Here is a 13,041-nt window from a genome sequence, read left to right on the forward strand (position 1 = left end):
TGTGCACGTATTTCTTCTTCAACGGGCTGTCCTACTGGATCGATCTCGAGATCTTCCGGGACCGGCCTCTCTCATTTCTTCGCTTCGGGTGCCCGCGCTCCACACCTGATGGTTCCTGCCGCGGATCCGGACCGGACATGGGACGACGCCTCCGTCAGGGCGGCGCTGCTCGCTCTCGGAGGCACGGACGCCGGGCTCCTTGACGATCCCGTCTTCGCGGAGGTCATGTTGCCGTACATCAAGGCGGACTTCCGGATGCTGGCCGCCTACACACGCGCTGAACCGGCCCTCCTCGACTGCCCGGTCACGGTGCTCGTCGGTGAGGACGACCCCCGGGTCACCGCGGACCAGGCTGCCGCGTGGGGGGTGACGTCGCGGGCCGGCTTCTCCGTCCGCACCGTGCCCGGGGGGCATTTCTACCTCGCCGATGCCGCACCGTTCGGTGTCATCACCCGGTCGTGGGTGCCGGGCGGGGCCTCCGCACCCGGTAGTTGCGCGTCGGCGGAGAGCCGGACCAGGCGGCCGGGTGCGGTTGAGCCGGAGGCGTACCCGCTCCCGGCCGCAGGCGGCTCGGTCGTCCGACCCACCTGCCTGAGCTGCCGGGCGGCCGCCTCACCCCTGCCGCCCGGCGTGTCGCGGCGCGCCGCCGGCCGTGATCCGGTGAAACTCCCCGCTGCCGGCCGGGCTACTTCTCGCTGATCCCGTGCCGGGCGGCCCAGTCGTGCGCGACGTCCTCCGGGTCCTTCTTGCCCTTGTCCACGAGGCGGTTGAGCTCGGTCAGGTCCTCGGTCCTCAGCGCGTTGCCGAGGCGGGCGAGCGCCGCCCGCACCGTCGAGTCGGCCTTGCGGTCGGCGATGAGCGGGACGACGTGCTGACCGGGGACGAGGTTCTTGGGATCGGTGAGCACGACCCACTTCTGGGCGGCGATGTCGGTGTCGGTGGTGAAGAGGTTCGCGACGTCGACGTCGCCCTTCTTCAGGGCACCCTTGACCAGCGGCCCCGAGGAGTCCAGGGACTTGAACTCCTTGAACTCCACGCCGTAGACGTCCCTGAGGCCCACCGCTCCGACCGTGCGCTTCTTGACCTCGGGGGCGGCACCGATGACGAGCTTCCCGTCGTGCTTCGCAAGGTCCGCGAGGGACTTCAGACCGTACCTGTCGGCGGTCTCGCGGGTGACGACGAAGGCGTCGGAGTCCTCGGCCGCGCCGTACGGAAGGATCTGCAGGCCGGCCGGGAGGGCCATGGCGAGGGCGTTCTGCATCTCGCCCTCCTCGGTCGCCTCGGCCTTGGGGTCCAGGTAGTGCAGCAGCGCGCCCTGGTACTCGGGCAGGAGGTCGATGTCGCCGCCCTTGAGGGCGGGGATGAGGATCTCGCGGGTGCCGAGGTTGGGGCGGACCGTGGTCTTCACACCGGCAGCTCCGAGCGCCGCTGCGTAGAGATGTCCGAGGACCTGGTTCTCGGTGAAGTTGGCGGTGCCGATGGTGACGCCGTTCTTGCTGGAGCCTCCGCCCCCGCCGCCACCGGAACCCTGTCCGTCGAGCGAGGTGATGCCGCTGCTGCAGGAGGCGAGTGCGGGGACGGTGGCGGCGGCGAGGAGTCCACCGAGGAGGTTTCTGCGGTTCATCGTGCTTGCTCCTGGGCCTGCTTGGCGGGGCGGTGACGGAAGAGGGCGCGCTGGAGTGCGGAGAGGGCGAGGTCGAGGACGACGGCGACGACCGCGACCAGCACGGCTCCGCCGAGCACCTGCACGAGGTCACGCTGGGCGAGCCCGTCGAAGACGTAGCGGCCGAGTCCGCCGAAGGAGACGTACGCGGCGATGGTGGCGGTGGCGACGACCTGGATGAGCGCCAGCCTGAGCCCGGTCATGATCAGGGGCAGCGCGAGGGGCAGTTCGACCTGGAGGAGGACCTGGTGCCGGCGCATGCCCTGGCCGCGGGCCGCGTCCCGCACCTCGGGGTCGACGGCGGTCATCCCGGCGTAGGTGTTGGTGACGATGGAGGGGACGGCGAGCGCCACCAGGGCGATGTAGACGGGCCACATCGACAGTCCGCTGGCGAGGAAGACCAGCACCACGAGCCCGACCGTGGGCAGGGCCCGTCCGAAGCTCGACAGGTTGATGGCGAGGAAGGCTCCGCGCCCGGTGTGCCCGATGAGCAGACCGACCGGCAGGGCGATGGCGGCGGCGACGAGGGTGGCGATCAGCGAGTACTGGAGGTGCTCGGCGAGGCGGTGCCCGATGCCGTCGGGGCCGGCCCACTGTTCACCGCTGACCAGCCAGGCGCCGAGGTCCTTGAAGAGTTCGTACACGGGTCAGGCCCCCTGCTTCTGCCGGCGGGTCCAGGGAGTCAGGACGTACTGGAGGGTGACGAGGGCCGCGTCCGCGACGAGCGCGAGAAGCAGGGTCAGGACGATGCCGACGATGACGGGGGTGGGGAAGTTGCGCTGGAAACCGTCCGTGAACAGCTGCCCGAGTCCGCCGTCCCCGATGTAGGTGGCCACGGAGACGAGCGAGATGGCCATCACCGTCGCGATGCGCACGCCCGCCATGATCACGGGCAGGGCGAGGGGGAGCTCGACGGTGAGCAGGGTGCGCAAGGGCCGGGCACCCATGGCCTTCGCGGCTTCCTTCGTCCGTGCGGGCACGGAGTCCAGGCCCTCGACGGTGTTCCGCAGCAGCACGACGAGGGTGTAGATCGTCAGGCCGATGACGGTGGTGGTGCGGGTGAGCCCGCTGACCGGCAGGAGGAGCACGAAGACGGCGATGGACGGGACGGTGAAGAGGACGTTCGACAGGCCGAGGAGGAATCCGCGCAGTGGGCGTACGCGGTGCGCGATCACGGCCAGCGGGAGCGAGACGGCCAGGCCGAGGAGTACGGCGGTGAGGGCGGCCTGAAGGTGGGCGAGGGCCAGGGTGGTGAGATCGCCGGTGTGGTCGGATATCCACGACCAGTCGACGCTCACGCGGCCACCGTGCTTGCCTCGCTGTGGACGTGGCCCGCGTGGTCGTGGATGTCCTCGCGGGAGGTCACGCCCGTGAGGACACCCTCCGCGTCGACCCGGGCGACCAGGGCGCTCGGCGCGGCGATGGACTCGTTGAGCGCCGAGAGGAGGGAGTCCGTGTCCCGCAGGGGGCGGACCGGGGCCTGCGCGTCCGTCTCGGTGTCGCGCCAGGCCAGCGGCTTGCGGGCGGCGTCGAGGGTGAGCTGCCAGCGGGTGCCTTCCGGGGCCGGCCCCTGGCGTACCTCGGCGAGCGTGGTCAGGGACAGCAGCTTCAGGCCGCGCTCCGCGCCCAGGAAGTCCGCGACGAACGGATCCGCGGGGCGGGCCAGGAGCTCGGCGGGGCCCGCGCACTGGACGAGGTGGCCGCCCGTACGGAAGACGGCTATGCGGTCCCCGAGCCGTACGGCCTCGTCGATGTCGTGGGTGACGAAGACGATGGTCTTGCTCAACTCCCTCTGTAGCCTGAGAAGTTCGTCCTGGAGCTGGGTGCGTACCACGGGGTCGACGGCGCCGAAGGGCTCGTCCATGAGGAGCACGGGCGGGTCGGCGGCGAGCGCCCTGGCCACACCGACCCGCTGCTGCTGCCCGCCGGAGAGCTGGTGGGGGTAGCGCTTCCCGGCGTCGGCGCAGAGGCCGACCGTCTCCAGGAGTTCCGCCGCCCTCGCCCGCGCCTTCCTGCGCCCCCAGCCGAGCAGGAGCGGCACGGTCGCGATGTTGTCCAGGACCGTGCGGTGCGGGAAGAGCCCGGACTGCTGGATCACGTAGCCGATGGAGCGGCGCAGCTCGGCGGCGTCCTGCTCCAGGACGTCCTTCCCGTTGACCCTGATCGTCCCGGAGGTCGGATCCACCATCCGGTTGATCATGCGGAGCGTCGTCGTCTTGCCGCAACCGGAAGATCCGACGAGGACGGTCACGCCTCCTTCCGGCATCTCAAGAGTGAGGTCGTGCACCGCAGTTGTGCCGCTCGGGAAGCGCTTGTGGACCGTATCGAATTGGATCATGAGGAGTCCCTTGCCCGGCTGTATATCGTCATGCAGACTTCTTGGTGACTGAATAGGTTGTCAATAGTCGGTCGCCACTCAGACGTAAATCCCTGGTTACTCATGGCCGTAGAGCAAGACGGAGCGTCCGGTTGAGGAGGAATGGCGAGTGATGTCGTCTCGTATCGTGAACAGGGCGACCGGAGACAGCAGTGCGACCGTCGTCCTGGACGGTCGCCGACTGATGGTCGCAGATGTCGTACGCATGGCCGAATCCACCGCGCGGCCCGTTCCGGCGCAGGACGGGATGAAGCGCGTGGAGGCTTCCTGGGACGCCGCGCGGGAGATCGCCTCGTGGGGCCGCGTCTACGGGCGCTCCACCGGCGTGGGCGCCAACCGGAATGAGTCCGTGCCCACGGAGGCGGCCGCCGATCACGGCCTGCGGCTCCTGCGCAGCCACGCCGGAGCCATCGGCGAGGAACTCCCCGCCCGGCAGGTCCGCGCCATGCTCGCGGTCCGCGCCAACCAGCTGCTCGCGGGGGGAGCGGGCCTGCGCCCGACCGTCGTCACGGCTCTGTGCGAGGCGCTGGAGACGGGTGCCCACCCGAAGGTCAACGAATTCGGTTCCGTGGGCACCGGCGACATCGCCGCCCTGGCGCAGATGGGCCTCGCCCTGGCGGGCGAACACCCCTGGCAGGGGTCGGGGACAGCCCCCGACCCGCAGCCTCTCGACAACAACGACGCTCTCGCCCTGATCAGCAGCAACGCCCTCACCCTCGGCCAGTCCGCGCTCGCCCTCCACGAGCTGCGCGGCCTGATCGCGGCCACCCAGGTGGTGGCGGCGCTGTCCCTGATGGCGATCGACGGTTCGTACGAGGCGTACGCCCTGCCCGTGCACGAGGCGCGGCGGCACGCCGGTTCGTACGCGGTCGCGGAACGGATGCGGCGGCTGCTCGGCGCGCCCGACCGCCCCACACCGCCGCTCGGCCGGATCCAGGACCCGTACGGCTTCCGGTGCGTGCCGCAGATCCACGGGCCCGCACACGACGCGGCGGACGCGCTCGAGGACGTCCTCACGGTCGAGATCAACGCGGCGGCCGAGAATCCGCTGATCTCGGCGGACGACCGGGCGGCCTACCACCACGGCGGCTTCTACCTCGCCCAACTCGCGCTCTCGTTGGACCACTTCAGGCTTGCGGTGACACAGGCGGCGCGCCTGTCGACATCGCGCCTCTCGACGCTGAACGAACCGGGCTTCACCCGCCTGCGGCCGTTCCTCGCGGACGGCGAACCCGCGTCGTCGGGCGTGATGATCCTCGAGTACGCGGCCGGGGCCGCCCTCGGTGACCTGCGGGCCTTCTCCGCACCCGCCTCCCTGGGCCACGCGGTGCTCTCCCGGGGCGTCGAGGAGCAGGCCAGCTTCGCCTCGCTGGCGGCCCGCCAGACCTTGCGCGCGTGCGAGGCGTACCGGCTCGTCGTCGGGTGCGAACTCGTCTCGGCCGTGAGGGCGTTGCGCCAGCGCGACATGCGGCTCGACCCGGAGCTGCCCGTCGGCCGCGCCTTCGCGCTGGCGGACGCCGCGCTGGACGCGGAGGCGGCCGACCGGCCGCTGACGGACGACGTGACGGTGGCGGCGGGGCTGCTCGACCGGTTCACGGAGCTGTGGCTGGACCTCGGGTCCGGGAGGAACGACCGCTGAGCGTGTGGGAGTTGCTCCGACCGCCTCAGGACCGGGACGGTGCCCGCCCGGTGGACGGCCAGGTGGGGTGGTAGCGGTCGATGGCGTAGTGGTGGCGGTGCCGCCAGCCGTCACGCGTGGGGCTCGCTCCGGTCAGGTGGGGATGGCCGGGCTCCAGTCCCGCGTGGACGTGGTCGAGCTGGTCGGGGTCGCCCGCCGGCCAGATCGCCGCGGCGGTGAGGGTCGCGGCGAGCGCGACGGCGCCGAGGACCACAGCGGCGACCGGGAGCCCCGCACCCGCGGCGAGCCATCCCGCGAGCGGGTAGGTCAGCAGCCAGCAGCCGTGGGAGAGGGAGAAGCGGGCGCTGAAGGCGGCGGGCAGGTCGGACACCGCGGCGGATCGGCGGATGACGCGTCCGCCCGGCGTGAGAACGGCGGAGCAGGCCGCGCCGGTCAGGGCCCAGACGGCGAGCACCGCCGCCCACGACCAGGTGCTCGGCGCGGCGGCTCCGAGGGCGGCGACCGCGACGAGGGCGACGGGGAGCGTGCGCGCGGCGGTGAGCATCACGGTGCGGTCCCCGGCCCTGTGCAGCAGTCGGGGCAGGAGGAGCGCCGTGGCGACGGACCCGGCACCGTAGGCGCCGAGCGCCAGGGACAGGGCGCTGTCGGGCCGGTGGAAGTGATCCCGTACGAGAACGACGGTGTCGACGAAGACGATCGCCCCGGTCGCGGCGACGGCGAGGTCGAGAGCGAGCAGGGCCCGCAGCCGCGGGGTCGCCCGGAACAGGCGGGTCCCGAGGGCCGCCTTGGCGCGGGCACCCCCCGGGTGTTCCGGCGCGGCGGGCCGTGGCAGCGCCACGGAGACGACGAGGGACGCGGAGGCGAGGAAGCCGGCCGCGGTCCCGGCGAACAGCCAGCGGGAGGAGACCAGGGTCAGCAGGCCGGCGGCGAGCACGGGACTGAACAGGCTCTCCAGATCGTAGGCGAGCCGGGAGAACGAGAGGGCGCGGGTGTAGTCGCGTTCGTCGGGGAGCACTTCGGGGATCGTCGCCTGGAAGGCCGGGGTGAAGACCGCGGACGCCGCCTGAAGGATGAAGATCAGGAGGTAGATCTGCCAGACCTGGGTGACGAACGGCAAGGCGAGCGCGACACCGGCCCGGGTGACGTCCGTCGCCACCAGCAGCGTGCGGCGCGGAAGGCGGTCCGCGAGGGCACCCACCAGGGGGGCTGTGCCCACGTAGGCGACCATCTTGATCGCCAGGGCGGTCCCGAGGACGGCCGGGGCGCCAGGGCCCGCGATGTCGTGGGCGAGCAGGCTCAGGGCGACGATGGCCAGCCCGGTGCCCACCAGCGCGACGACCTGTGCGGTGAACAGGCGGCGGTAGGTGCGGTTGCGCATCACGGAGAGCATCGGCCCCGTCCCTGATCGGCGTGAGGAGACCACGCCATTAGACAACACGTGCACACTTGTGCACCTGTTGCCTTCAGGTCACCGCTGCCACCCCGGGGTGTGATTCCGGTCAGTCGTGCGGCGGAAGAGCCCTGATCCGGTGGTCCGCGACGCTCAGCGCCTCGTCGACCAGCCGCCGCAGATGGCCGTGGCGCAGGGAGTACACGACGCGGCGGCCGTCCTTGCGGGTCGCGACCAGCCCGGCGAGACGCAGCTTGGCCAGGTGCTGGCTGACGGAGGTCCGGGCGGCACCACACGCCTCGGTCAGCGTGGTCACATCGGCCTCGCCCTGACCGAGCCGCTGCAACAGGGCCAGGCGCGTGCGGTCGGCGAGCAGGGCCAGGACCGAGGCGGCGACGTCCAGCCGCTCCCCCGCCTTCTCCTCCTGCAGATGCGTCGCACCTGCTGAACCCGCGCGTGAAGCCATGCGCCCATCGTAGAGGCGGGTCCGGGAGCGACGCCCCCGTGCGCGCTCCCCGCACGTGCGCCCGCGGCGAGGAGGCCGGGCCGACGGCGAAGGGGGCGACGGCGCGCGCCACGTGCCCTGCCGCGACAGGGGGCTCCCTCACCCGGCCGCCGCCCGATCGCCACACCCATCGGTCCGCCCGACTTACACCCTTATCAGGAGGCATCAGGCGATATCCGAGGATCAAAGCGAAATTTCCTCTTCCAGAGGCAAACCTTATCCACACCGGTCCCGAATGCCTTGTAGAGAGCCCCACGCGGCTCACCACTCAGATCGAGGCGCGTGCGGCACGCCGAGCATCCAGCCCGGCCGACCGGGTCACCACTCGTGCCCGGCTCACCACCCGACGCATGTGCGCCCGCGGTCCGCCCGCGCACGGCACGGAAGCACCGGGACGCCGAGGAAATCGCGCGAGGAGCCCCCCATGATCGGAAAGCAGGTCGCCACACTGTCCCCGAACCCCGGGGACAGCACCCAGGCGGTGCGCCAGGAACTGCCCGACGTCACGTCCGCGTCCACCGAGGAGACACTCGCCCGGGTGCTCGCCGACGTCATGCACCTGGAACACGTGCCGGTGGACAGCCGGTTCTTCGACGACCTGGGTGCCGACTCCCTGGTGATGGCCCATTTCTGCGCGAAGGTCAGAAAGCGCGCGGACCTGCCGTCGGTGTCGATGAAGGACGTCTACGCCCACCCCACCATCGGCTCCCTGAGCCTCGCGCTGACGACGGAGGCCTCCCCCGCCCCCGTCGAACCCTCGCCCCCTGCCCGGTCGCGGCCCGCTCCGGTCCCGGCACCGCCCGCACCGACGGGCCGGGCCAGGTACGTCCTGTGCGGGACCTTGCAGTTGCTGACCTTCGTCGTCTACTCGTGCCTGATCGCCTTCGCCGGCGTCCGCGGCTACGAATGGATATCCGCGGGCTCCGGCGTGCTCGACGTGTATCTCCGCTCCGTCGTCTTCGGCGCCGCGGTGTTCCTGGGGCTGGCCGGTCTGCCGATCGTCGTGAAGTGGGTGCTCGTCGGGCGCTCGAAGCCCCGGCAGATCCGCATCTGGAGTCTGGCCTACTTCCGGTTCTGGGTCGTCAAGACCCTCGTACGCGCGAACCCGCTGGTCCTCTTCGTCGGGTCACCGCTCTACACCCTCTACCTCAAGGCGCTGGGGGCGCACATCGGGGCCGGCGTCGCGGTCTTCTCGCGCCATGTACCCGTCTGCACCGATCTGCTGACCGTCGGGGACTCCACGGTCATCCGCAAGGACTCCTTCCTCACCTGCTACCGGGCCCACGGCGACGTGATCGAGACGGGGACCGTGACGCTCGGGAAGGACGCGGTCGTCGCCGAGGCCTCGGTGCTCGACATCGGCACGTCGCTCGGTGACGGCTCCCGCCTGGCCCACGCCTCGGCCCTGCACAGCGGGCAGTCGGTGCCCGCGGGCGAGCACTGGCACGGTTCACCGGCGGAACGCGCGGGATCGGAGTATCCGGTGGTGGCACCGGCGCCCTGCGGGCCGGTCCGCCGGTCGGTGCACAGTGTCATGCAGCTGCTCAGCGCACTGCTGGTGTATCTGCCGCTGGCCGTCGGCGGGATCGGCATCCTGCTCGCCGAGGCCCCGCAGCTCGACGCGGTGCTGGAGCCGGGACCCACGGTCCTCACGACCTGGGAGTTCTACCGCGACGGCCTGATGGCCTCGTTCGCGATCGTCTTCGTGGTCGTTCCGCTCAGCTTCCTCCTGCTCGCCACCGTCCCGCGGCTGCTCAGCCGCGCCATCACACCGGACAGGGTCTACCCTCTCTACGGCTTCCACTACGGGGTGCACCGCGCGATCACCCTGCTGACCAACCGCCGCTTCCTGACCCGTCTGTTCGGGGACAGCTCCGCCGTGGTTCCCTACCTGCGCCTGCTGGGCTACGACCTCTCCCGTGTGGAGCAGACGGGGTCGAACTTCGGGACCGAGGTGAAGCACGAGACGCCGTTCCTGAGCACGGTCGGGACGGGCACGATGGTCGCCGACGGTCTGTCGATCAACAACGCCGAATTCTCCAGTACCTCCTTCCGCGTGTCCCGGACCGCCATCGGCCCGCAGAACTTCCTGGGCAACCGGATCGCCTACCCCGCCCGGGGCAGGACGGGGGCCAACTGCCTGCTGGCGACCAAGGTCATGGTCCCGGTGGACGGGAGGATCCGGGAGGGCGTCGGCCTCCTCGGTTCGCCGAGCTTCGAGATTCCCCGGTCCGTCCGGCGCGACAGCAGCTTCGACCGCATGAAGAAGGGCGAGGAGCTGTCGAACGGCCTGGCCGGCAAGAACAGGCACAACGGCGCCACGATGGGGCTGTACCTGCTGGTCCGGTGGATCTACGTGTTCGTGTTCACCCTGATCGTGTCGGGATCCGCCGAGCTCTACACCTCGGTCGGCGCCGCGGCGATCGCTCTGGGCAACGTCCTCGTCGTGCTCGTCGGCGCCGTGTTCTTCGTCCTCGTCGAACGCGCCGTGACGGCGCACCATCCGCCCGGTCCGCTCTTCTGCTCGATCTACGACCCCCGCTTCTGGCAGCGCGAACGCTACTGGAAGGTGCCCTCGGAGACGTATCTCCAGGCCCTCAACGGGACACCCTTCAAGACTCTGGTCTGGCGTCTGCTGGGCGTCCGGATCGGACGCAGGGTCTTCGACGACGGCTGCGCGCTGACGGAGCGCCGCATGGTCACCATCGGGGACGGCTCGACGCTCAACACCGGCAGTGTCGTGCAGTGCCACTCGCAGGAGGACGGCGCCTTCAAGTCCGACCGCTCCACCATCGGGGCCGGCTGCACGCTCGGGGTCGGAGCCTTCGTCCACTACGGCGTCACGGTCGACGACGGATCGGTGCTCGCCGCGGACTCCTTCCTGATGAAGGGCGAGACGGTCCCGCCGCATGCCCTGTGGGGCGGCAATCCGGCCCGCCAGATCGACCGGGCAGCGCCCGGGACGAGGAGTTGACACCCATGGATACGCTCACACGCACCGGAGCGGAGTACTGGCGCGACGTGCTCGCCGCCGGCGGGTCCACCCCCGTGACTCCCTGGACGCGTACCCCGCGGCCCGGCACCGCCGTGGTCGAGGCGGACGTCCCGGAGGGGCTCGTCACGGAGCTGCGCACCATCGCGGCATCGATGGGGATCTCCCCCACCGCACCGGTGCTGGCCGCCCACGCCGAGGTGCTCTCCGCCCTGTCGGGCGACCGGGACGTCACCACGGGCTACGTCGCGGGGGCGGGCGTCGGGCCGCTGCCGTGCAGGCTGACGACCGCTTCCCCGACGTGGCGGACGCTGATGAGGCAGGCGGACAGCACCGAGTCGGAGCTGCTGGCCCACAAGGACTTCCCCCTCGCCACCCTCCGCGCGGAGATGGACCTGCCCCCCACCGCCCCCGAGGTGGCGTTCGATCCGACCGGCGCGGGTGACGTGTCCCGGGACGCGGCGCTCCAGGTGTCGCTCGTGCGTCGCGGCGGACGGTCGGTGCTCCGGACGCGGTACCGGACCGACGTCCTGGACGAGGAGTGCGCGACCAGGATCGGCGGGTACCACCTCGCCGCGCTCCGGCTGATCGCCGAGGACCCGGATGCGGAGCACGGGCGGCAGACCCTGCTGTCGCCGGAGGAGATCCACCACCAGCTCGACGGGCTCGCGGGCCCCCACCGCGCGCTGCCGGACCTGCGCTTCCACCAGCTGTTCGAACAGCGGGTGCGCGCCCACCCGGACACCGTCGCGGTCGTCCAGGGCGAGCGGCGGTGGACGTATCGCGAGCTCGACAACCGTGCCAACCGGCTGGCACACGCGCTGCTCGGCGCGGGTCTCGGCCGGCAGGACGTCGTCGCCGTGGTGTCCGAACGGAGTCCGGAGTGGCTGGCCGCGGTCCTCGCCGTCCTCAAGTCCGGCGGCGCCTACCTGCCCGTCGAGCCCCGCTTCCCGGCCGAGCGCGTCACGGCCATGCTGGCCCGCGCCGACTGCCGTCTGGTGCTCACCGAGTCCGGCAGCGCCGCCGCCCTCGGCGAGGCACTGGACTCGCTGCCGGACGTCCGGGCCCTCGGCATCGAGAGGATCTGCGAGGAGAGCCACGAGGACACCGGTCCCGGCGTGGAGGTGGGCCCGGGGGATCTCGCGTACGTCTTGTTCACCTCCGGCTCCACCGGCGAGCCCAAGGGCGCGATGGTGGAACACGCCGGGATGCTCAACCATCTCCTCGCGAAGATCGACGACCTGGGGATCCGTGAGGGGGACGTGGTCGCCCAGACCGCACCCCAGTGCTTCGACATCTCCCTGTGGCAGCTCCTCGCCGCCCTGATCACCGGTGGGCACACCCTCCTGGTCGGTCAGGACGCGGTCCTGGACGTCCGGCGGTTCGTCGACACCGTGGCCGACGGCAGGGCGGCCGTGCTCCAGGTGGTTCCGTCCTACCTCGACGTCGTCCTCTCCTACCTGGAACGGCACCCGCGGCCGCTGCCCCACCTGCGCTGCGTCTCGGTCACCGGCGAGACGCTGAAGAAGGGGCTCGTCGAGCGCTGGTTCACCGTCGGTCCAGGAGTCCGGCTGGTCAACGCCTACGGACTGACCGAGACGTCCGACGACACCAATCACGCGGTCATGGACGGGGTTCCGGACACCGACGGCGTACCACTCGGCCGGCCGGTCAACAACGTCCGCGTCTACCTCGTGGACGAGCACCTCTCCCCCGTGCCGCTGGGCTCCCCCGGCGCGATCGCCTTCTCCGGAGTCTGCGTCGGCCGCGGGTACATCAACGACCCCGAGCGGACGCGGGCGGCGTTCCTGCCCGATCCGCACCGCGCGGGTGAACGGCTCCACCTGGGAGGGGACTACGGCCGCTGGCTGCCCGACGGCACGCTCGCGTTCCTGGGCCGCCGGGACTCCCAGGTCAAGGTCCGTGGGTTCCGGATCGAGATCGGGGAGGTCGAGAACGCCCTGCTGCGTCAGGACGGTGTGCGCGCCGGCGCGGTGGTGGTCGCCGAAGGCACCGCCCACGGCCGGCGGCTGGTCGCCTTCTACACCGGCGCACACCCGCTGCCGGCCGACGCCCTGCGAGACCGCCTCGGCGGCACCCTGCCCCCGTACATGGTCCCCTCGGCCTTCCACCGGCTGGAGACGCTTCCCCTGACCGCCAACGGAAAGATCGACCGCCGTGAACTGACGCTGCGAGCACCGGAGCCGGACGAACCGGAAGAGCGGGCGGACGGCGACTCGCCCCGCACCCCCACCGAACGGCGTCTGGCGGCGGCCTGGGCCGAGGTGCTCGGAGTCCCCCAGGCCCGCCTCGGCCGGCAGGACGACTTCTTCGCCCGTGGCGGCACCTCGCTGTCGGCGGTGGGCGTGGCGGTCTCCCTGGACCGGGAGATCTCGCTCAAGGACCTGGTCCGTCACCCCGTACTCACCGATCTGGCCGCCCTGATCGACACACGTTCCGAACGATGAACCCGCC

The 13,041-nt window shown here is 71.4% G+C and carries 10 protein-coding genes; 4 read left to right on the forward strand and 6 right to left on the reverse strand.

What is annotated here, in order from left to right; translation table 11 throughout:
• Positions 1-42 precede the first annotated feature (42 nt).
• A complete protein-coding gene (locus tag B9S57_RS31170) occupies positions 43-699 on the forward strand; it encodes a thioesterase II family protein (RefSeq protein ID WP_258036717.1) in 657 nt (218 codons plus the stop codon).
• On the opposite strand, the gene B9S57_RS31175 is transcribed toward B9S57_RS31170, so the two are convergent.
• Genes B9S57_RS31175 through B9S57_RS31190 form a run of 4 tightly spaced genes read right to left on the reverse strand, consistent with a single transcriptional unit; the run spans position 686 to position 4,001 of the window.
• A complete protein-coding gene (locus B9S57_RS31175) occupies positions 686-1,624 on the reverse strand; it encodes an ABC transporter substrate-binding protein (RefSeq protein ID WP_103760515.1) in 939 nt (312 codons plus the stop codon). The genes B9S57_RS31170 and B9S57_RS31175 overlap by 14 nt on opposite strands.
• Complete coding sequence (locus B9S57_RS31180; RefSeq protein ID WP_103760516.1) at positions 1,621-2,307, reverse strand: ABC transporter permease; 687 nt, start codon at positions 2,305-2,307, stop codon at positions 1,621-1,623. Before B9S57_RS31180 ends, B9S57_RS31175 begins: the two co-directional genes overlap by 4 nt.
• Positions 2,308-2,310: 3 nt before the next feature.
• A complete protein-coding gene (locus B9S57_RS31185; protein WP_103760517.1) occupies positions 2,311-2,961 on the reverse strand; it encodes an ABC transporter permease in 651 nt (216 codons plus the stop codon).
• Positions 2,958-4,001: an ABC transporter ATP-binding protein gene (locus tag B9S57_RS31190; RefSeq protein ID WP_181011544.1), complete on the reverse strand. Its 1,044-nt coding sequence runs from the start codon at positions 3,999-4,001 to the stop codon at positions 2,958-2,960. The genes B9S57_RS31185 and B9S57_RS31190 overlap by 4 nt, the downstream gene beginning before the upstream one ends.
• A 151-nt stretch (positions 4,002-4,152) precedes the next feature.
• On the opposite strand from B9S57_RS31190, the gene B9S57_RS31195 reads away from it, so the two are divergent.
• On the forward strand, positions 4,153-5,679 hold the full coding sequence (locus tag B9S57_RS31195) for an aromatic amino acid ammonia-lyase (protein WP_103760519.1): 1,527 nt from the start codon (positions 4,153-4,155) through the stop codon (positions 5,677-5,679).
• Between the two features lie 25 nt (positions 5,680-5,704).
• Here the strand turns inward: B9S57_RS31195 and B9S57_RS31200 are convergent, their stop codons facing one another.
• Entirely contained in the window at positions 5,705-7,069 is a 1,365-nt protein-coding gene (locus tag B9S57_RS31200) for an MFS transporter (RefSeq protein WP_103760520.1), read from the reverse strand.
• 109 nt (positions 7,070-7,178) lie between these two features.
• Positions 7,179-7,535 (reverse strand): metalloregulator ArsR/SmtB family transcription factor, encoded by a 357-nt coding sequence (locus B9S57_RS31205; protein ID WP_103760521.1) that lies wholly within the window; start codon positions 7,533-7,535, stop codon positions 7,179-7,181.
• 463 nt (positions 7,536-7,998) lie between these two features.
• Between B9S57_RS31205 and B9S57_RS31210 the strand changes: the two genes are divergently transcribed.
• Together B9S57_RS31210 and B9S57_RS31215 are read left to right on the forward strand one after the other, a co-directional pair.
• Positions 7,999-10,548: a Pls/PosA family non-ribosomal peptide synthetase gene (locus tag B9S57_RS31210; protein WP_103760522.1), complete on the forward strand. Its 2,550-nt coding sequence runs from the start codon at positions 7,999-8,001 to the stop codon at positions 10,546-10,548.
• Positions 10,549-10,553: 5 nt separating this feature from the next.
• Positions 10,554-13,034 (forward strand): amino acid adenylation domain-containing protein, encoded by a 2,481-nt coding sequence (locus B9S57_RS31215; protein ID WP_103760523.1) that lies wholly within the window; start codon positions 10,554-10,556, stop codon positions 13,032-13,034.
• Positions 13,035-13,041 lie beyond the last annotated feature (7 nt).

The organism is Streptomyces sp. SM10 (genome assembly GCF_002910915.1).
Lineage (GTDB): Bacteria > Actinomycetota > Actinomycetes > Streptomycetales > Streptomycetaceae > Streptomyces.

What these genes read in the sequence shown, in the direction of transcription:
- B9S57_RS31175 (WP_103760515.1), bottom strand. Translation starts at nt 1,624, where the DNA reads ATGAACCGCAGAAACCTCCTCGGTGGACTCCTCGCCGCCGCCACCGTC.
- B9S57_RS31190 (WP_181011544.1), bottom strand. Translation starts at nt 4,001, where the DNA reads ATGATCCAATTCGATACGGTCCACAAGCGCTTCCCGAGCGGCACAACT.
- B9S57_RS31195 (WP_103760519.1), top strand. Translation starts at nt 4,153, where the DNA reads ATGTCGTCTCGTATCGTGAACAGGGCGACCGGAGACAGCAGTGCGACC.
- B9S57_RS31200 (WP_103760520.1), bottom strand. Translation starts at nt 7,069, where the DNA reads ATGCTCTCCGTGATGCGCAACCGCACCTACCGCCGCCTGTTCACCGCA.
- B9S57_RS31205 (WP_103760521.1), bottom strand. Translation starts at nt 7,535, where the DNA reads ATGGCTTCACGCGCGGGTTCAGCAGGTGCGACGCATCTGCAGGAGGAG.
- B9S57_RS31210 (WP_103760522.1), top strand. Translation starts at nt 7,999, where the DNA reads ATGATCGGAAAGCAGGTCGCCACACTGTCCCCGAACCCCGGGGACAGC.
- B9S57_RS31215 (WP_103760523.1), top strand. Translation starts at nt 10,554, where the DNA reads ATGGATACGCTCACACGCACCGGAGCGGAGTACTGGCGCGACGTGCTC.